Here is an 18,819-nt window from a genome sequence, read left to right on the forward strand (position 1 = left end):
TCCCGGAGCCGGAGCGCGCAATTGACCTGCCGTTCCTGATGCCTATCGAAGACGTATTCTCCATCGCTGGCCGTGGTACCGTTGTTACCGGTCGTGTTGAGCGCGGTATCGTCAAAGTTGGTGAGACTGTAGAAATCGTCGGTATCAAAGACACCGTTTCTACCACCTGTACCGGTGTTGAAATGTTCCGCAAACTGCTGGACGAAGGTCGTGCAGGCGAGAACATCGGCGCGCTGCTGCGTGGTGTTAAGCGTGAAGACGTAGAGCGTGGTCAAGTACTGGCCAAGCCGGGCTCCATCAAGCCGCACACCAAGTTTGAATCTGAAGTGTACGTGCTGTCCAAAGAAGAAGGTGGTCGTCATACCCCGTTCTTCAAGGGCTACCGTCCGCAGTTCTACTTCCGTACAACCGACGTGACCGGTACCATCGAACTGCCGGAAGGCGTAGAGATGGTAATGCCAGGCGACAACATCAAAATGGTTGTTACCCTGATTGCGCCGATCGCGATGGACGACGGCCTGCGTTTCGCCATCCGTGAAGGTGGCCGTACCGTAGGTGCCGGTGTTGTAGCCAGCGTAATCGCTTAATCTTTGGCTTACATAAATAAAGCAAAGCCCCTATAATAGGGGCTTTCTTATGTAGGGGCGTAGTTCGAATTGGTAGAACAGCGGTCTCCAAAACCGATGGTTGCGGGTTCGAGTCCTGCCGCCCCTGCCATATACCTCGTCTCGTACGGGGCTTTTGTGTCTTTGGTTACGTCAGATACAGGTGGGTTGTATGAGTGTTAGTTCTGAGAGCCAGGGCGGAAGCAAGGATACCCTGCTTTGGGGCCTGGTTTTCATCATCCTGGCGGCCGCTGTAGTAGGTAATTATCTGCTCAACGATGTTGTCGCTGCCGTCCGCGCCCTGGGTGTGGTCGTCGTCATTGCTGCTGCTGGTGCGGTAGCCCTGCAAACCACCAAGGGAAAGGCGACACTGGCATTTGCCCGTGAGTCTCGCCTGGAAGTCCGCAAGGTCGTATGGCCGACCCGTCAGGAAGCCATTCAGACAACCCTGATTGTGCTGGCGGTGACCGCCGTGATGGGGCTATTGCTGTTCATTCTGGACGGTGCCTTGGTCTGGTTGGTCAACTTGATTACCGGAGTGTAAGGATAAGCCATGACTGAACAACGTGAACAACGTATGAGATGGTATGTCGTGCAGGCATTCTCTGGCTACGAAGGCCGGGTCGCCAAGTCTTTGCGCGAACATATCAAGATGCATGGCATGGAAGACATGTTCGGTGAAGTGCTGGTCCCGACCGAAGAAGTGGTCGAGATGCGTGCTGGCCAGAAGCGCAAGAGTGAGCGCAAGTTTTTCCCGGGCTACGTCCTGGTTCAGATGCTCATGGATGAAACCACATGGCACCTGGTGCGTAACGTACCGCGTGTGATGGGCTTCATCGGGGGCACCTCTGATCGTCCTGCTCCTATCTCTGATAAGGAAGCGGATGCCATCCTGAATCGTCTGCAAGATGCCCATGACAAGCCGCGTCCGAAAACCCTGTTTGAACCGGGTGAAATGGTGCGGGTTGCCGACGGTCCGTTCGCCGACTTCAACGGTACTGTTGAAGAGGTGGACTACGAGAAGAGCCGCGTGAAGGTCTCTGTTTTGATCTTCGGTCGCTCAACGCCGGTAGAACTGGATTTTGGTCAGGTCGAAAAGGGCTGATTAAACTCTGTACGTTAACGGTTGTCAGGGGCAGCGAATGTCACTATAATTCGCTGCCCCTTTATTAGTTGGGGAGCCGTTTGCAGGAGCATGTCTCCGAGGCGCTAGAACCCATTTCTGAGGTATTTTTCTAATGGCTAAGAAAGTCACAGCTTATATCAAGCTGCAAGTTAAGGCTGGCAGTGCTAACCCCAGCCCTCCCGTTGGTCCTGCTCTGGGTCAGCACGGTGTAAACATCATGGAATTCTGTAAGGCGTTCAACGCTCGTACAGAGAAGCTGGAAAAAGGTTCACCGACTCCGGTCGTGATCACCGTTTACAGCGACCGTTCCTTCACCTTCGAAACCAAGACTCCGCCTGCTGCCTTCCTGCTGAAGAAAGCTGCCGGGATCCAGTCTGGTTCGGCCAAGCCGAACAAAGACAAGGTTGGTAAGGTGACTGTTGCCCAGCTGCAAGAAATCGCCAAGACCAAAGAGCCGGATATGACCGGTGCCGATCTGGATGCAAAAGTACGTTGCATCGCAGGCTCCGCTCGTTCCATGGGCCTGGTAGTGGAGGATTAAGACAATGGCAAAACTTTCCAAGCGTATGCGCGTTATTCGCGAAAAAGTTGACGGTACCAAAGAGTACTCCATCAACGAAGCCATTGCCCTGCTGAAAGAACTGGCTACCGCCAAGTTCGTTGAAAGCGTTGACGTTGCTGTCAACCTGGGTATCGATGCTCGTAAATCTGACCAAAACGTTCGTGGTGCTACTGTACTGCCGCACGGTACCGGTCGTGATGTACGTGTTGCCGTATTCACCCAGGGTGCCAACGCCGAAGCTGCCAAAGCTGCCGGTGCTGAACTGGTTGGTATGGATGACCTGGCCGATCTGGTCAAGAAAGGCGAAATGAACTTCGACGTCGTGATCGCATCCCCGGATGCCATGCGTGTTGTTGGTCAACTGGGTCAAATCCTGGGCCCGCGTGGCCTGATGCCGAACCCGAAAGTCGGTACTGTAACCCCGAACGTTGCTGAAGCTGTGAAGAATGCCAAAGCCGGTCAGGTTCGTTACCGTAATGACAAGAATGGTATCATCCATACCACTCTGGGTAAGGTTTCTTTCGACGAAGTTCAGCTGAAAGAAAACTTGGAATCACTGCTGATTGCCCTGAAAAAGGCTAAGCCGTCTTCCGCCAAAGGTATCTTCATCAAGAAAGTCAGCATCTCCACCACCATGGGTGCAGGTGTTGCCGTAGACCAAGCTTCTCTGGAAGCTCAGGGCTAATTGATGAGTTTTACAAGGCGCAAAATTTAATCTATAATTTTGCGCCTTGATTGGTTGGGGGCTTCGACCTCCGTCCAAGACCGCAGGAGGCTGCAAAGCCTTAATCCTTCCTGCGTAGACGGTGCCGGAAACCCAGCGAGAAAGATTCTTTCTCTTCTGGAATCCTGCTACCGCATCGTTCCCCTCTGTTGTGAAGGTAGGGGGGATGTGTCAGTACTGAGTCATGAGACTCAGATTCAATCCAGGAGTTAAGCCAATGGCATTGGGACTCGAAGACAAAAAGGCAATTGTTGCTGAAGTCAACGAAGCTGCCAAAGGCGCCCTGTCCGCAGTTGTAGCCGATTCTCGCGGCGTGACTGTAGACAAGATGACCGTCCTGCGTAAAACCGCTCGTGAAGCCGGTGTGTACATGCGCGTTGTGCGTAACACCCTGCTGCGTCGTGCGGTTGAAGGTACCGAATTCGCGTGCCTGAACGACGTATTGACTGGTCCTACCTTGATTGCTTTCTCCAACGAACACCCGGGCGCTGCCGCTCGTCTGTTCAAAGAGTTTGCCAAAGCGAACCAAAAGTTCGAAATCAAGGCCGGCGCTTTTAACGGTGAGTTTATCGCCGCAGCACAAATTGATCGTCTGGCCACGCTGCCGACCTACGACGAAGCAATTGCGAAGTTGATGGCGACTATGAAAGAAGCCTCTGCTGGCAAGCTGGTTCGTACCATCGCTGCTGTGCGTGATCAGAAACAAGCTGCTGCTTGATTCTCGCCTATTTAGGCTGTTTGAGTTTATTCAACATCAGGAATTTTTGTCATGTCTATCACTAAAGACCAAATCATCGAAGCCGTTGCTTCCATGTCCGTAATGGAAGTTGTTGAGCTGATCGAAGCTATGGAAGAGAAGTTCGGCGTTTCTGCCGCTGTTGCTGTTGCTGCCGGTCCGGCTGCTGAAGCAGTAGAAGAGAAAACCGAGTTCGACGTAGTTCTGACTGCTGCTGGCGCCAACAAAGTTGCCGTCATCAAGGCCGTTCGTGCCGCTACCGGTCTGGGCCTGAAAGAAGCCAAGGACCTGGTAGAAGCCGCTCCTGCCAACCTGAAAGAAGCCGTCTCCAAAGACGAAGCTGAAACTCTGAAGAAGCAGCTTGAAGAAGCTGGTGCTTCTGTTGAGATCAAATAATCTGCATTTATGTAGATTAGCCTGATAAAACAGGCTAGGGCTGGTGAATATTTGTTCACCAGCCTTTTTGCGCTGTAGACTGAGAGCATTTCACACCGTTTACGACTCTCGGTGCACCAGCAATCCGGACCGTTTCATCGTCCGGGCCAACACAAAACGGTGTTGAGACAGAGCTGTCCCGCGGGACAGAGTGGGTCACTTATCAGCGAGCTGAGGAACCCTATGGTTTACTCTTATACCGAAAAAAAACGCATTCGTAAGGACTTCGGTAAGCGAGACCAGGTACTGGACACGCCTTATCTGTTGTCCATTCAGCTGGACTCCTTCAAGCAGTTCATCGAGGCTGACCCGGAAGGTGAATACGGCCTAGAGGCCGCTTTCCGTAGCGTTTTCCCGATCACCAGTTACTCCGGTAGTGCTGAGCTTCAGTATGTCAGCTATCGCCTGGGTGAGCCGGTATTTGACGTAAAAGAATGCCAGATCCGTGGAGTGACCTACTCCGCGCCGCTGCGTGTCAAGCTTCGTATGGTTCTATACGATCGTGAAGCAGCTGCCGGCACCGTCAAAGACATCAAGGAACAAGAAGTATACATGGGCGAAATTCCGCTCATGACCGAGAACGGCACCTTTGTTATCAATGGTACCGAGCGGGTAATCGTCTCCCAGCTGCACCGTAGCCCGGGCGTCTTCTTTGACCACGATAAAGGCAAAACCCATTCATCCGGTAAGGTGCTGTATAACGCCCGCGTTATCCCCTACCGTGGCTCCTGGCTGGACTTCGAGTTCGATGCGAAAGACAACCTGTTTGTCCGTATCGACCGTCGTCGTAAATTGCCGGCTTCCATTATTCTGCGCGCCCTGGACTTCAGTTCCGAAGAAATCCTGGCCAACTTCTTCGAGACCATAGGTTTCGAAGTGAAAGATGGCAAGTTGATGATGGATCTGGTGCCCGAGCGCCTGCGTGGTGAAACTGCGACCTTTGACATCGTGGCCAATGGCGCCGTGGTGGTTGAGACCGGTCGTCGTGTGACTGCGCGTCACATCCGTCAGTTGGAAAAGGATGCCGTTACCCAGATTGAGGTACCGGTTGAGTATGTTGTTGGCAAAGTTGCTGCCAAGAACTACGCACATCCGCAAACTGGCGAAATGGTAGTGACTGCCAACCAGGCATTGAGCCTGGAAGCGGTTGCCAACCTCTCCCAAGCCGGCTTCAAGCACTTCGAGGTTCTGTTCACCAATGAACTGGATCACGGTGCCTATATGTCCGAGACCCTGCGTATCGACTCCAGCTCCAGCCGTTTGGAAGCGCTGGTCGAAATCTATCGCATGATGCGTCCGGGCGAGCCGCCTACCCGTGAAGCTGCAGAACAGCTGTTCGAGAACCTGTTCTTCTCTTCCGAGCGTTACGACCTGTCTACCGTAGGTCGGATGAAGTTCAACCGTCGTCTGTCCCGTGAAGACGAGACAGGCGCTGGCACTCTGACCAAAGACGACATAGTCGAAGTCATGAAGCGCCTGATCGACATCCGTAACGGCAATGACGAAGTGGACGATATCGACCACTTGGGTAACCGTCGTATCCGTTCTGTCGGTGAAATGGCTGAAAACCAGTTCCGCGTCGGTCTGGTGCGTGTCGAGCGTGCGGTCAAGGAGCGTCTCTCCCTGGGCGACCTGGACACCCTGATGCCGCAGGATCTGATCAACGCCAAGCCGATCTCCGCCGCAGTCAAAGAGTTCTTTGGTTCCAGCCAGCTGTCTCAGTTCATGGACCAAAACAACCCGCTGTCCGAAGTCACCCACAAGCGCCGTATCTCTGCGCTGGGCCCGGGCGGTTTGACGCGTGAGCGTGCCGGTTTTGAAGTCCGAGATGTGCACCCGACTCACTACGGTCGTCTGTGCCCTATCGAGACTCCTGAAGGTCCGAACATCGGTCTGATCAACTCTCTGTCCGTGTACTCTCGTACCAACGAGTACGGTTTCCTCGAGACCCCGTACCGTAAAGTCATTGACGGTGTGATCACCGACGAGGTGGACTACCTGTCCGCCATCGAAGAAGGCAAGTACGTGATCGCACAGGCTAACGCCGCGACCACCGAAGATGGCCGTCTGAAAGATGAATTGATCCCGTGCCGCCACAAAGGTGAATCCACCTTTATGAACGCCGACCAGATCCAGTATATGGACGTGAGCCCGCAGCAGATCGTATCTGTGGCAGCGGCCCTGATCCCGTTCCTGGAACACGATGATGCTAACCGAGCCTTGATGGGTTCGAACATGCAACGTCAAGCCGTACCGACTCTGCGTGCTGACAAGCCGCTGGTAGGTACCGGTATGGAACGCGCCGTGGCCGTTGACTCCGGGGTAACCGTAGTGGCCAAGCGTGGCGGCATGATCGACTACGTCGATGCCTCCCGTATCGTTATCAAGGTCAACGAAGATGAGCTGCTGCCTGGCGAAGCCGGCATCGACATCTACAGCCTGACCAAGTACACCCGTTCCAACCAGAACACCTGTATCAACCAGCGTCCTTGCGTGATGTTGGGTGAGCCGGTCATGGCCGGTGACGTGGTTGCTGACGGTCCGTCTACCGATCTGGGCGAACTGGCGCTGGGCCAAAACCTGCGCGTCGCGTTCATGCCGTGGAACGGTTACAACTTCGAAGACTCGATTCTGGTGAATGAGCGTGTTGTTCAGGAAGATCGCCTGACCACCATCCATATCCAGGAACTGGCCTGTATCTCCCGTGACACCAAGCTGGGTCCGGAAGAGATCACTGCCGACATCCCGAACGTGGGTGAAGCCGCTCTGTCCAAGTTGGACGAGTCCGGTATCGTCTACGTGGGTGCCGAAGTGAAGGGCGGCGACATCCTGGTCGGCAAGGTAACACCGAAAGGTGAAACCCAGCTGACCCCGGAAGAGAAGCTGCTGCGCGCCATCTTCGGTGAGAAGGCCTCCGATGTGAAGGACTCCTCCCTGCGTGTGCCGAACGGTGTGTACGGTACCGTGGTTGACGTGCAAGTCTTTACCCGCGATGGCGTGGAAAAAGACAAGCGCGCCAAAGAAATCGAAGAGATGCAGCTGAAGGAAGCGAAGAAGGACTTGACCGAAGAGTTCAAGATCCTGGAAGACGGCATTTTCGGCCGCTCCCGCAACCTGCTGCTGGCCGCCGGTTACAGCGAAGATCGTCTGAACAAGCTGGATCGTACCAAGTGGTTTGAATTGGCCATCGAAGATGAAGCCAAGCAGATCGAGCTGGAACAGATCGCCGAACAGCACATCGAGCTGAAAGCCGACTTCGACAAGAAGTTCGAGAACAAGCGTCGCAAGATTATCCAGGGTGATGATCTGGCGCCGGGCGTACTGAAAATCGTCAAGGTTTACCTAGCAGTCAAGCGTCGCATCCAACCGGGTGACAAGATGGCGGGCCGTCACGGTAACAAGGGTGTTATCTCCAAGATCTGCCCGGTCGAGGATATGCCTCATGACGAATACGGCCGTCCGGTCGATATCGTACTGAACCCCTTGGGCGTACCGTCCCGTATGAACATCGGTCAGATCCTCGAAGTGCACCTGGGCCTCGCGGCCAAGGGCATCGGCGAGAAGATCGACCGCATGATCAAGGAACAGCGCGCGCTGCACGAGATGCGTGACTTCCTGCAACAGGTCTATGACCTGGGCGAGAAAGACACCAAGCAAGTGGACATCGCCGAGCTGTCTGACGACGACGTACGTACCCTGGTGGGTAACCTGCGCAAGGGTCTGCCGGTCGCTACACCTGTCTTTGATGGTGCCAAAGAGCACGAAATCAAGGCCTTGCTGAAGCTGGCCGATCTGCCGGAATCCGGTCAGATCTCCCTGTTCGACGGTCGTACCGGCAACGCTTTCGAGCGTAAGGTCACCGTGGGTTACATGTACATGCTGAAGCTGAACCACCTGGTAGACGACAAGATGCATGCGCGTTCTACCGGTTCTTACAGCCTAGTTACCCAGCAGCCGCTGGGTGGTAAGGCGCAGTTCGGTGGTCAGCGTTTCGGTGAGATGGAAGTGTGGGCCCTGGAGGCTTACGGTGCGGCATATACCCTGCAGGAAATGCTGACCGTCAAGTCTGACGATGTGAATGGCCGTACCAAGATGTACAAAAACATCGTGGATGGCGACCACCGTATGGAGCCGGGCATGCCCGAATCCTTCAACGTACTGTTGAAGGAAATCCGCTCTCTGGGTATCAACATCGAGCTGGACGAAGAGTAAGAGCTCGCTCTTATTGTTCGAGAATTGACGTGGGCGCCCTGCTGCTTTGGCAGTAGGGCGCCGAGGTTAGACTCCTGACAGGGGAAACACGTGAAAGACTTACTCAAGTTTTTGAAGGCTCAGACCAAGACCGAAGAGTTTGACAGTATCAAGATCGGTCTGGCCTCTCCTGACATGATCCGCTCCTGGTCATTCGGTGAGGTCAAAAAGCCTGAGACCATCAACTACCGGACTTTCAAGCCGGAACGTGATGGTCTGTTCTGCGCCCGTATCTTCGGACCGGTGAAGGACTACGAGTGTCTGTGCGGCAAGTACAAGCGCCTGAAACACCGTGGTGTGATCTGTGAGAAGTGCGGCGTAGAAGTGACCCAGACCAAGGTCCGTCGCGAGCGTATGGGCCACATCGAGCTGGCCAGCCCGACTGCCCACATCTGGTTCCTGAAGTCCCTGCCGTCCCGTATCGGTCTGCTGCTGGACATGACCCTGCGTGACATCGAGCGCGTGCTGTATTTCGAATCCTATGTAGTGATCGAGCCCGGCATGACCAACCTCGAGCGCAGCCAGATGCTGTCCGAAGAGAACTATCTGGACGCACTGGAAGAGTGGGGCGACGAATTCGACGCCAAGATGGGTGCCGAAGCAATCCTTGCATTGTTGCGTGCTATCGATCTGGAAGGCGAAGTCAAGACCATGCGTGAGGAGCTGGATCAGACCAACTCCGAAACCAAGCGCAAGAAGACCACCAAGCGCCTGAAGCTGATGGAAGCCTTCCTGCAGTCCGGCAACAAGCCGGAGTGGATGATCATGACAGTGCTGCCTGTGCTGCCGCCGGACCTGCGTCCGCTGGTACCGCTGGACGGCGGCCGTTTCGCGACTTCCGATCTGAACGATCTGTACCGTCGTGTGATCAACCGTAACAACCGTTTGAAGCGCCTGCTGGACCTGGCTGCCCCGGACATCATTGTGCGCAACGAAAAGCGCATGCTGCAAGAGTCCGTGGATGCCCTGCTGGACAACGGCCGTCGTGGTCGTGCCATCACAGGTTCCAACAAGCGTCCGCTGAAATCCTTGGCCGATATGATCAAGGGTAAGCAAGGTCGTTTCCGTCAGAACCTGCTGGGTAAGCGCGTCGACTACTCTGGTCGTTCCGTTATCACCGTAGGCCCGACGCTGCGTCTGCATCAGTGCGGTCTGCCGAAGAAGATGGCGCTGGAACTGTTCAAGCCGTTCATCTATGGCAAGCTGGAATCCCGCGGTCTGGCGACCACGATCAAGGCCGCCAAGAAGATGGTGGAGCGTGAAGAAGCTGTCGTTTGGGATATCCTGGACGAAGTGATCCGCGAACACCCGGTCCTGCTGAACCGTGCACCGACCCTGCACCGTCTGGGTATCCAGGCGTTTGAACCGACCCTGATCGAAGGCAAGGCCATCCAGCTGCACCCGCTCGTCTGTGCCGCCTATAACGCGGACTTCGATGGTGACCAGATGGCGGTCCACGTACCGCTGACCCTGGAAGCCCAGCTGGAAGCACGCGCCCTGATGATGTCCACCAACAACATCCTGTCGCCAGCCTCCGGTGAGCCGATCATAGTTCCTTCCCAGGACGTGGTCTTGGGTCTGTACTACATGACCCGTGCCCGTATCAACGCCAAGGGCGAAGGTATGGTGCTGGCCGGCCCGAAAGAAGCCGAGAAGGTATATCGCGCCGGTCTGGCCGATCTGCATGCTCGCGTCAAAGTGCGCATCACCGAATATCTCCGTCAGGAAGATGATTCGCTGGTAGAGCGTACCGAGATGAAGAACACCACAGTTGGTCGTGCGATCCTGAGCCTGATCCTGCCGAAAGGCATGGAATACGCCCTGATCGATGAGCCCAAGGTGCTGACTGCTGCAGAGCAGGCTGATCTGGATGCCAATCCGCAGAACTGGATCAAGTCCGTATCCAACAAGGCGCTGGGCAAAAAGCTCATCTCCCGTCTGCTGAACACCTGCTATCGCAAGCAGGGCTTGAAGGACACCGTCATCTTCGCTGACCAGCTGATGTATACCGGTTTCCATTATGCGGCCCTGTCCGGTGCTTCCGTTGGTATCGATGACATGGTCATCCCGGATGCCAAGAAAGACATCATCGCCGCAGCAGAAGCCGAAGTCGCCGAGATCCAGGACCAGTTCCTGTCCGGTCTGGTGACCGCGGGCGAACGCTACAACAAGGTTATCGATATCTGGGCCAGCGCCAACGAGCGCGTCTCCAAGGCCATGATGGAGAACTTGTCCAAAGAGCGTGATGTCAACTCGCTGGGTGAAGAAGAAGAGCAGGCGTCGTTCAACAGCATCTTCATGATGGCTGACTCTGGTGCGCGGGGTTCCGCAGCCCAGATCCGTCAGCTGGCCGGTATGCGTGGCCTGATGGCCAAGCCGGATGGCTCCATCATCGAGACCCCGATCGTCGCGAACTTCCGCGAAGGTCTGAACGTACTGCAGTACTTCATCTCCACTCACGGTGCCCGTAAGGGTCTGGCGGATACCGCACTGAAGACGGCTAACTCCGGTTACCTGACTCGTCGTCTGGTTGACGTGGCACAGGACATGGTGATCACCGAGGACGATTGCGGCACTATCGAAGGTCTGTGGATGACTCCGCTGATCGAAGGTGGTGACGTGGTCGAGCCGCTGCGTGAGCGCGTACTGGGCCGTGTGGTTGCCGATGACGTGATCAAGCCGGGTACCGAGGACGAGATCCTGGTAGCGCGCAACACCCTGCTCGACGAGCAGCTGTGTGACCTGCTGGAACAAAACTCCGTTGACCGCGTGAAGGTGCGTTCTGCCATCACCTGTGAAACTGACTTCGGTAACTGTGCTCACTGCTACGGCCGTGATCTGGCCCGTGGTCACCTGGTGAACAAGGGTGAGGCTGTCGGTGTTATCGCCGCCCAGTCCATCGGTGAACCGGGTACCCAGCTGACGATGCGTACCTTCCACATCGGTGGTGCCGCATCCCGAGCCGCTGCCGAGAACAGCATCCAGGTGAAGAATACCGGTACCATCAAGCTGCAGAACGCCAAGTTCGTTCACAACAGCGATGACAAACTGGTTATCACCTCCCGTTCTACCGAACTGACCATCATGGATGACATGGGCCGTACCAAGGAAAGCCACAAGCTGCCTTACGGTGCCGTGTTGGAAGTGAAGGATACTCAGGCCGTGAGCGCTGGTGACACTGTCGCCAACTGGGATCCGCATACCCACCCGATCATCACCGAAGTGGCGGGTCGCCTCCAGTTCGAACACATGATCGATGGCGTGACCATCACTCGTCAGACCGACGAGCTGACCGGTCTCTCTTCTATCGTCGTACTGGATGTCAACGAGCGTCCGAGTGCCGGTAAAGAGATGCGTCCGACCGTTAAACTGGTCGACCTGAACGGCAAAGATGTCATGATCCCGGGTACCGATGTCGCCGCCCAGTACTTCCTGCCGGGCAAGGCAATCGTGAACCTGGAAGATGGTGCCAACGTGGGTGTGGGTGACGCGGTAGCGCGTATCCCGCAAGAATCCAGTGGTACCAAGGACATCACCGGTGGTCTGCCGCGCGTTGCGGATCTGTTCGAAGCACGTCAACCGAAGGAACCTGCCATCCTGGCCGAGATCTCCGGTACCATCTCCTTCGGGAAAGAGACCAAGGGCAAGCGCCGTCTGGTCATCACCCCGACCGATGGTGGCGACGTCTACGAGGAGATGATTCCGAAGTGGCGTAACCTGAACGTGTTCGAAGGTGAAAAAGTTGAGAAGGGTGAAGTGCTGGCGGACGGTCCTGAGTCTGCTCATGACATCCTGCGTCTGCGCGGTATCAGCCCGGTCGCCAACTACATCGCCAACGAAGTGCAGGACGTTTACCGTCTGCAAGGCGTTAAGATCAACGACAAGCACATCGAAGTCATCGTTCGTCAGATGCTGCGCAAGTGCGAGATCCTGAGCGCTGGTGACACTGACCTGATCGAAGGCGAGCAGGTTGAAGTGGCCCGTGTGAAGATTGCCAACCGTAAGCTGGTTGCAGAGGGCAAGGCCCCGGCTACCTTCCGTCATATTCTGATGGGTATTACCAAGGCATCTCTGAGCACAGAGTCCTTCATCTCCGCGGCTTCCTTCCAAGAAACCACTCGTGTTCTGACCGAAGCGGCCGTTGGCGGCAAGCGTGATGAACTGCGTGGCCTGAAAGAGAACGTGATCGTGGGTCGTCTGATCCCGGCTGGTACCGGCTTTGCCTACCACCATAGCCGGATCAACCAGCGTGCCGCCGCAGCTCGTGCTGTCGGTGTACCGCAGGTGACTGCCGATGAAGCTCAGCAAAACCTGGCGGATCTGCTCAACGCATCCGGCAGTTTTGACGAAGAGTAATCTTCTGCTGCAGTGATTGAAAAGGGCTCCTTCAAGGAGCCCTTTTTGTTGGTCGTTTTCTCGTCAACCCCAGTCGCCACGCGGATATTCGGATGATCCAGAGCAAGGTTGGGGAGTAAAAAATCAAAAAAAGTTGACATTGCCCCCTCGCAATTGAAAACTCGGGAAAGTTGAATGGTTATTACAGGGGTAGAACATGACTGTCGGTATCGAGGAAGTACTGCTTCCCGAAGAGCAACTGAGCGGTCGCACTTTTACAGACGAAGACAGGGAATTGTTGCGCTCCTATGGAGGGCTTATCGAAGGCTTGGCCGAACTGTTCGGCAAGCACTGTGAAGTGGTTCTTCACTCCCTGGAAAATCTGCACGAGTCCGTGATCAAGATTGCCAACGGGTTCAATACGGGACGGAATGAGGGGGCACCCATTACCGATCTCGCGCTGCGTATGCTCAAGGACATAGAGAATACCGGCCAGGATTACACCCAGAGTTATTTTGCCCGCAGCCGTACCGGCGCCCTGATGAAGTCGAGTACCATCGCCATCAGGAACAGTGACAAGCAGGTGATAGGTCTTATCTGTATCAACCTGCACATCAATGCGCCTTTTCACGAGTTTGTCGCCGAATTCTTCCCGACGCCCCAGCAAGTGGAGCGCCAGTCGCCGGAGACCTTTGCCAACAGCGTCGAAGAGTTGGTCGCCCAGACGGTGGACAATACCATCGACGAGATCAACCGCGATCCGACCGTTGCCAACAATGCTAAAAACAGGTTTATCGTGACCCAGTTGTTCGAGAAGGGCATATTTGATATCAAGGACTCGATCAACCTGGTCGCCGACAAATTGAATATTTCCAAACATACCGTTTATCTGTACATCCGACAGCGCAAGCAGGGTGAAGACGAGAACGAGTAAGCGCCATAGAAGGGGATAGATAAGAATGGCTAAAGAAGTGATTGCAACCGACAAGGCGCCTGCCGCAATTGGTCCGTATGTTCAGGCTACCAAGCTGGGCGAATTGGTCTTCACCTCCGGGCAGATCCCGCTCGATCCGGCCACCATGGAGATAGTGGCTGGCGGCATCGAAGCGCAGGCCGAGCAGGTGATGAAGAACCTGGTTGCAGTATTGAAGGAAGCCGGTGCCGATACTGGCAAGGTGCTGAAGACCACCTGTTTCCTCAGCGACATGAACAACTTCGTTGCCTTTAACCAGGTATATGCCCGTTACTTTGGCGACTCGGCCCCGGCCCGTTCCTGTGTGGAAGTGGCGCGTCTGCCCAAGGATGTGCTGGTTGAAGTCGAAGCCATTGCTTACGTCTGATCCTCGGCAGAATGAAGAGCCCCTCCCAGGAGGGGCTTTTTTGTCTTTGGCGTAGAATGGACAGACACCCGTACAGGAGTCCGGATATGAGTCTGAGTTTTGCCTTGCTGGTAACGGGGCCCGCCTATGGTACCCAGTCGGCCAGCACTGCCTACCGCTTCGCCTTGAGCCTCATCGAGCAGGGCCACCGGTTGTCACATCTGTTTTTCTATCAGGACGGGGTCTGCAATGGTAACGGCTTGCATGCTCCGGCATCTGATGAGACCGACCTGGTGGCCCTGTGGCGCGAGCTGGCCATAGGGCAGGGGATCCGTATCGATGTGTGCGTCGCAGCCGCCATGCGGCGCGGTGTGCTTGATGAGACAGAGGCGAAGGGAGCAGGCAAGGATCAATTCAACCTGCAGGCCCCCTTCTGCCTGAGCGGGCTGGGTCAGCTGGCCGAAGCCAGCCTGACTGCCGATCGCTTTGTCCAGTTCTAGGGAGGGAGAAATGAACAAGATAGCCTTTATGTGTCGTCGCGGCCCTCATGGCACGTCCGCCGGACGGGAAGGACTGGATGCCTTGCTGGCGACTTCGGCGCTGACCGAGTCGCTGGCCCTGTTCCTCATCGGTGACGGTGTCTTGCAACTGGTCAGGGAGCAGCAGCCTCAGGCCATCTTGCAGCGCCACTATGCACCGACCTTCAAGTTGCTGGAGCTGTACGACATCGAGGAGGTCTATGTGTGTGCCGACTCGCTGGCCGAACGCGGTCTGACGGTGGATGATCTGCTGATCCCCGTTGAGTGCCTCTCCCGTGCCGACATCCGCCGCCAGTGGGGCCACTGCGCGATTCACATCTGCTTCTGAGGTGCTCATGATACAGCTGATATTGACCTCTCCCTTCCTGAGCCGGGATCTGGAACAGGCGCTCTGTTATCGCCAGCCGGATGATCTGCTGGTGCTGATGCAGGATGCCGTCATCGCGGCCACGGTCCCTCAATGGGGTGAGCGATTGGCAGCTATTCCGCTCTATGTGATGCGAGAAGACTTGCAGGCGAGGGGATTGCAGCACAGGATCGGGATGGATCTGGATATGACCGGTCTGGTCGCACTGATCGCGGAAAACGGGTCACCGCAGACCTGGGGTGGCTAGCGTCCATTTTTATCGATGAAGTTCAGTTAGTTATGACTATTGACAGGGGATCCATTGTGCCCTTTTGCGGCACGGATTGTATAAATCTTGACTCCCTTGACAACAGGGCATAAAATTTCGCGTCCCCGTATCTGCGGGGAGGATTTTTCACATGTTTATGAAGTCATTATCAGGAGCCTTTTGATGGCAACTATTAACCAGTTGGTTCGCAAGCCACGCATCAAGCTCGTTGTGAAAAGCAACGTGCCTGCGCTGGAAGCGTGCCCTCAGAAGCGTGGCGTGTGCACCCGTGTATACACCACCACCCCGAAGAAGCCTAACTCTGCACTGCGTAAAGTATGCCGTGTACGTCTGACCAACGGCTTCGAAGTCACCTCCTATATCGGTGGTGAAGGTCACAACCTGCAGGAACACTCCGTTGTTCTGATCCGTGGCGGTCGTGTCAAGGATTTGCCAGGTGTTCGTTACCACACCGTTCGTGGTGCGTTGGACTGTGCCGGTGTTAAAGACCGTAAGCAGGCTCGCTCCAAGTATGGCGTGAAGCGTCCGAAAGCTTAATGGTTCTCCGTTAAGTAAGGCCAAACGTTAATTCGTTTCTAGTTAGATAACTTTCTAGTTTTGGGTAACCCCTGAAGTTACGGAGAATTTGAAATGCCAAGACGTCGTGTTGTTGGTCAGCGTAAAATCCTGCCGGATCCCAAGTTCGGATCAGAGCTGCTGGCTAAATTTGTCAACGTAGTAATGGTTGACGGTAAGAAATCTGTTTCCGAAGCCATCGTATATGGCGCGCTGGACATCATTGCCACCAAATCTGGCAAAGATCACCTGGCCGTATTCGAAGAAGCCCTGGACAACATTCGTCCGTCCGTCGAGGTTAAATCTCGTCGTGTCGGTGGTGCAACCTATCAGGTACCGGTAGAAGTTCGTCCGGTCCGTCGCAATGCCCTGGCAATGCGCTGGTTGGTTGACGCCGCTCGTAAACGTGGTGAAAAATCAATGGCTCAGCGTTTGGCTGGCGAGCTGCTGGATGCCGCTGACAATAAGGGTTCGTCTGTCAAGAAACGTGAAGACGTTCACCGTATGGCTGAAGCGAACAAGGCCTTCGCTCACTTCCGCTGGTAATCCGCTTGCGCAGGGTCTTTTGGCTCTGCGCACCTTCAGTTATCTAGGGGTCCGCTCCTAGTAAGAGGATGACAATGGCTCGTACAACCCCCATTGAGCGTTATCGTAACATCGGTATCTCCGCTCACATCGACGCCGGTAAGACTACTACTACCGAGCGCGTTCTGTTTTATACCGGTGTAAGTCACAAGATCGGTGAAGTTCACGATGGCGCTGCCACCATGGACTGGATGGAACAGGAACAAGAGCGTGGTATCACCATCACCTCCGCCGCGACCACCGCTTTCTGGTCCGGTATGGGTAAACAGTTCCAACCGCACCGTATCAACATCATCGATACCCCCGGCCACGTTGACTTTACTATCGAAGTAGAGCGTTCAATGCGTGTTCTGGACGGCGCCGTGATGGTGTACTGTGCCGTAGGTGGCGTACAGCCACAGTCTGAGACCGTATGGCGTCAGGCTAACAAGTACAAGGTCCCCCGTATCGCGTTCGTCAACAAGATGGACCGTACTGGTGCCAACTATCTGCGCTGCGTTGAGCACATCAAGACCCGCCTGAAAGGTAACCCGGTTCCGCTGCAACTGAACATCGGTTCAGAAGAGAACTTCAAGGGCGTTATCGATCTGGTCAAGATGAAAGCCATCAACTGGAGCGAAGCAGATCAGGGCGTATCCTTCGATTACGAAGAGATCCCGGCTGAGCTGCTGGAAAAAGCGCAAGAAATGCGCATGACCCTGGTCGAAGCCGCTGCTGAAGCGTCTGAAGATCTGATGGAAAAATACCTGGGTGGTGAAGAACTGACTGAAGAAGAGATCAAGAAAGCTCTTCGTCTGCGCGTTCTGAACAACGAAATCATCCTGGTTACCTGTGGCTCCGCGTTCAAGAACAAGGGCGTACAGGCCATGCTGGATGCCGTGGTTGACTATCTGCCGGCACCGACCGACGTAGCTGCCATCGACGGCCTGAAGCTGGACGGCGTCACCAAAGACGAGCGTCATGCTTCTGATGAAGAGCCGTTCGCTGCTCTGGCATTCAAGATTGCCACCGACCCGTTCGTAGGCAACCTGACCTTCTTCCGCGTGTACTCCGGCGTAGTTAACTCCGGTGACTCCGTGCTGAACTCTGTCAAAGAGAAGCGCGAGCGTTTTGGCCGTATCGTTCAGATGCACGCCAACAAGCGTGAAGAGATCAAAGAAGTTCGCGCAGGCGATATCGCTGCTGCCATCGGTCTGAAAGATGTGACCACTGGTGACACCCTGTGTGACGAAAAAGCGCCGATCATCCTCGAGCGTATGGAATTCCCGGAGCCGGTAATCTCCATCGCGGTTGAGCCGAAAACCAAGGCTGACCAAGAGAAGATGGGTCTGGCACTCGGCCGTCTGGCGCAGGAAGATCCGTCTTTCCGCGTATGGACTGACGAAGAATCTGGCCAAACCATCATCGCCGGTATGGGTGAGCTGCACCTGGACATCATCGTTGACCGTATGCGTCGCGAGTTCAAGGTTGAAGCGAACGTAGGTAAGCCGCAGGTTGCCTACCGTGAAACCATTCGTGAAACCGTCAAGGATATCGAAGGTAAGCACGCCAAGCAGTCTGGTGGTCGTGGTCAGTATGGTCACGTCATCATCGACATGTACCCGCTGGAAGCCGGCAAAGCCTATGAGTTCGTTAACGACATCAAAGGCGGCGTGATTCCTGGTGAATACATCCCGGGTGTTGACAAGGGTATCCGTGAGCAGCTGAAATCCGGCCCGCTGGCAGGTTATCCGGTAATGGATCTGGGTGTGCGTCTGCACTACGGTTCTTACCACGATGTCGACTCTTCCGAATTGGCGTTCAAGATCGCTGCCTCCCTGGCCTTCAAGGCTGGTTACATGAAGGCAAGCCCGGTCCTGCTCGAGCCGATCATGAAGGTTGAAGTCGAGACTCCGGAAGATTACATGGGCGACGTTATCGGTGACCTGAACCGTCGTCGTGGCCTGATCGAAGGTATGGAAGACGGCCCGTCCGGCAAGATCGTACGTGCCCTGGTGCCGCTGGCCGAGATGTTCGGTTATGCGACTGCACTGCGTTCCGCTACCCAAGGTCGTGCTTCCTACGCAATGGAATTCGCTAAGTACTCCGACGCCCCGAACAACGTGGCCCAGGCAGTCATCGAAGAGCGCAAATCCAAGTAATTTATGATTCCCCGCCTACGACGGTAGGCGGGTTTAACCTAGAAGGACTACGTCGTGTCTAAAGAAAAATTTGAGCGTAACAAACCGCACGTAAACGTCGGCACCATCGGCCACGTTGACCACGGTAAAACCACCCTGACCGCAGCCATCACCAACGTGCTGGCCAAGCACTTCGGTGGTAAAGCTTTCGCCTTCGACCAGATCGACAAGGCGCCGGAAGAGCGTGAGCGTGGTATCACCATCAACACCTCCCACGTAGAATACGACACCG

Annotated in this window: 18 protein-coding genes and 1 tRNA gene; all 19 read left to right on the forward strand. The window is 55.3% G+C overall.

Translation table 11 applies throughout. The annotated features are described in order from the left end of the window. The coding region (locus tag AACW87_RS11725; protein WP_241326810.1) for an EF-Tu C-terminal domain-related protein at positions 1-587 on the forward strand (587 nt) is incomplete at its 5' end. A 53-nt stretch (positions 588-640) separates the two neighbouring features. Further along, a tRNA-Trp gene (locus AACW87_RS11730) sits at positions 641-717 on the forward strand. Positions 718-777: 60 nt separating this feature from the next. Then, the gene (gene secE / locus AACW87_RS11735; protein ID WP_011707705.1) at positions 778-1,149 is read left to right on the forward strand and encodes a preprotein translocase subunit SecE; all 372 of its coding nucleotides are present in this window, start codon (positions 778-780) and stop codon (positions 1,147-1,149) included. 9 nt (positions 1,150-1,158) lie between these two features. After that, positions 1,159-1,710 carry a transcription termination/antitermination protein NusG gene (gene nusG / locus AACW87_RS11740; RefSeq protein WP_005318554.1) on the forward strand — a complete coding sequence of 184 codons (552 nt, stop codon included), beginning with the start codon at positions 1,159-1,161 and terminating at the stop codon, positions 1,708-1,710. 133 nt (positions 1,711-1,843) lie between these two features. Further along, positions 1,844-2,272: a 50S ribosomal protein L11 gene (gene rplK / locus AACW87_RS11745; protein WP_005318556.1), complete on the forward strand. Its 429-nt coding sequence runs from the start codon at positions 1,844-1,846 to the stop codon at positions 2,270-2,272. A 4-nt stretch (positions 2,273-2,276) separates the two neighbouring features. After that, positions 2,277-2,978, forward strand: coding sequence for a 50S ribosomal protein L1 (gene rplA / locus AACW87_RS11750; protein ID WP_042036011.1), 702 nt, complete (start codon positions 2,277-2,279; stop codon positions 2,976-2,978). A 256-nt stretch (positions 2,979-3,234) separates the two neighbouring features. Then, positions 3,235-3,735 (forward strand): 50S ribosomal protein L10, encoded by a 501-nt coding sequence (gene rplJ / locus AACW87_RS11755; protein ID WP_005318563.1) that lies wholly within the window; start codon positions 3,235-3,237, stop codon positions 3,733-3,735. 51 nt (positions 3,736-3,786) lie between these two features. After that, entirely contained in the window at positions 3,787-4,149 is a 363-nt protein-coding gene (gene rplL / locus AACW87_RS11760; protein ID WP_042036012.1) for a 50S ribosomal protein L7/L12, read from the forward strand. A 222-nt stretch (positions 4,150-4,371) separates the two neighbouring features. Beyond that, complete coding sequence (gene rpoB, locus AACW87_RS11765; RefSeq protein ID WP_042867349.1) at positions 4,372-8,400, forward strand: DNA-directed RNA polymerase subunit beta; 4,029 nt, start codon at positions 4,372-4,374, stop codon at positions 8,398-8,400. 90 nt (positions 8,401-8,490) lie between these two features. Further along, entirely contained in the window at positions 8,491-12,795 is a 4,305-nt protein-coding gene (gene rpoC / locus AACW87_RS11770; RefSeq protein WP_043142620.1) for a DNA-directed RNA polymerase subunit beta', read from the forward strand. A 196-nt stretch (positions 12,796-12,991) separates the two neighbouring features. Next, entirely contained in the window at positions 12,992-13,708 is a 717-nt protein-coding gene (locus AACW87_RS11775; RefSeq protein WP_043554914.1) for a helix-turn-helix transcriptional regulator, read from the forward strand. A gap of 25 nt (positions 13,709-13,733) precedes the next feature. Next, a complete protein-coding gene (locus tag AACW87_RS11780) occupies positions 13,734-14,114 on the forward strand; it encodes a RidA family protein (protein WP_042036016.1) in 381 nt (126 codons plus the stop codon). A gap of 86 nt (positions 14,115-14,200) precedes the next feature. Then, complete coding sequence (gene tusD / locus AACW87_RS11785) at positions 14,201-14,593, forward strand: sulfurtransferase complex subunit TusD (RefSeq protein ID WP_042867344.1); 393 nt, start codon at positions 14,201-14,203, stop codon at positions 14,591-14,593. Positions 14,594-14,603: 10 nt separating this feature from the next. Further along, positions 14,604-14,960 (forward strand): sulfurtransferase complex subunit TusC, encoded by a 357-nt coding sequence (gene tusC, locus AACW87_RS11790; protein WP_043554910.1) that lies wholly within the window; start codon positions 14,604-14,606, stop codon positions 14,958-14,960. 7 nt (positions 14,961-14,967) lie between these two features. Then, a complete protein-coding gene (gene tusB, locus AACW87_RS11795) occupies positions 14,968-15,246 on the forward strand; it encodes a sulfurtransferase complex subunit TusB (protein WP_241326811.1) in 279 nt (92 codons plus the stop codon). Positions 15,247-15,429: 183 nt separating this feature from the next. Continuing rightward, on the forward strand, positions 15,430-15,804 hold the full coding sequence (gene rpsL, locus AACW87_RS11800; RefSeq protein ID WP_005306278.1) for a 30S ribosomal protein S12: 375 nt from the start codon (positions 15,430-15,432) through the stop codon (positions 15,802-15,804). 93 nt (positions 15,805-15,897) lie between these two features. Continuing rightward, on the forward strand, positions 15,898-16,368 hold the full coding sequence (gene rpsG / locus AACW87_RS11805) for a 30S ribosomal protein S7 (RefSeq protein ID WP_005901834.1): 471 nt from the start codon (positions 15,898-15,900) through the stop codon (positions 16,366-16,368). A 74-nt stretch (positions 16,369-16,442) separates the two neighbouring features. Next, positions 16,443-18,548, forward strand: a complete 2,106-nt coding sequence (gene fusA, locus AACW87_RS11810; protein WP_043142611.1) for an elongation factor G — start codon at positions 16,443-16,445, stop codon at positions 18,546-18,548. A gap of 54 nt (positions 18,549-18,602) precedes the next feature. Then, positions 18,603-18,819: GTP-binding protein (locus tag AACW87_RS11815; protein ID WP_241326812.1), on the forward strand; the 217-nt coding region annotated here is incomplete at its 3' end.

It is taken from the genome of Aeromonas sp. MR7 (assembly GCF_963899385.1).
In the GTDB taxonomy this organism is placed as follows: domain Bacteria; phylum Pseudomonadota; class Gammaproteobacteria; order Enterobacterales; family Aeromonadaceae; genus Aeromonas; species Aeromonas bestiarum.

What these genes read in the sequence shown, in the direction of transcription:
- secE (WP_011707705.1), top strand. Translation starts at nt 778, where the DNA reads ATGAGTGTTAGTTCTGAGAGCCAGGGCGGAAGCAAGGATACCCTGCTT.
- nusG (WP_005318554.1), top strand. Translation starts at nt 1,159, where the DNA reads ATGACTGAACAACGTGAACAACGTATGAGATGGTATGTCGTGCAGGCA.
- rplK (WP_005318556.1), top strand. Translation starts at nt 1,844, where the DNA reads ATGGCTAAGAAAGTCACAGCTTATATCAAGCTGCAAGTTAAGGCTGGC.
- rplA (WP_042036011.1), top strand. Translation starts at nt 2,277, where the DNA reads ATGGCAAAACTTTCCAAGCGTATGCGCGTTATTCGCGAAAAAGTTGAC.
- rplJ (WP_005318563.1), top strand. Translation starts at nt 3,235, where the DNA reads ATGGCATTGGGACTCGAAGACAAAAAGGCAATTGTTGCTGAAGTCAAC.
- rplL (WP_042036012.1), top strand. Translation starts at nt 3,787, where the DNA reads ATGTCTATCACTAAAGACCAAATCATCGAAGCCGTTGCTTCCATGTCC.
- rpoB (WP_042867349.1), top strand. Translation starts at nt 4,372, where the DNA reads ATGGTTTACTCTTATACCGAAAAAAAACGCATTCGTAAGGACTTCGGT.
- AACW87_RS11775 (WP_043554914.1), top strand. Translation starts at nt 12,992, where the DNA reads ATGACTGTCGGTATCGAGGAAGTACTGCTTCCCGAAGAGCAACTGAGC.
- AACW87_RS11780 (WP_042036016.1), top strand. Translation starts at nt 13,734, where the DNA reads ATGGCTAAAGAAGTGATTGCAACCGACAAGGCGCCTGCCGCAATTGGT.
- tusD (WP_042867344.1), top strand. Translation starts at nt 14,201, where the DNA reads ATGAGTCTGAGTTTTGCCTTGCTGGTAACGGGGCCCGCCTATGGTACC.
- tusC (WP_043554910.1), top strand. Translation starts at nt 14,604, where the DNA reads ATGAACAAGATAGCCTTTATGTGTCGTCGCGGCCCTCATGGCACGTCC.
- tusB (WP_241326811.1), top strand. Translation starts at nt 14,968, where the DNA reads ATGATACAGCTGATATTGACCTCTCCCTTCCTGAGCCGGGATCTGGAA.
- rpsL (WP_005306278.1), top strand. Translation starts at nt 15,430, where the DNA reads ATGGCAACTATTAACCAGTTGGTTCGCAAGCCACGCATCAAGCTCGTT.
- rpsG (WP_005901834.1), top strand. Translation starts at nt 15,898, where the DNA reads ATGCCAAGACGTCGTGTTGTTGGTCAGCGTAAAATCCTGCCGGATCCC.
- fusA (WP_043142611.1), top strand. Translation starts at nt 16,443, where the DNA reads ATGGCTCGTACAACCCCCATTGAGCGTTATCGTAACATCGGTATCTCC.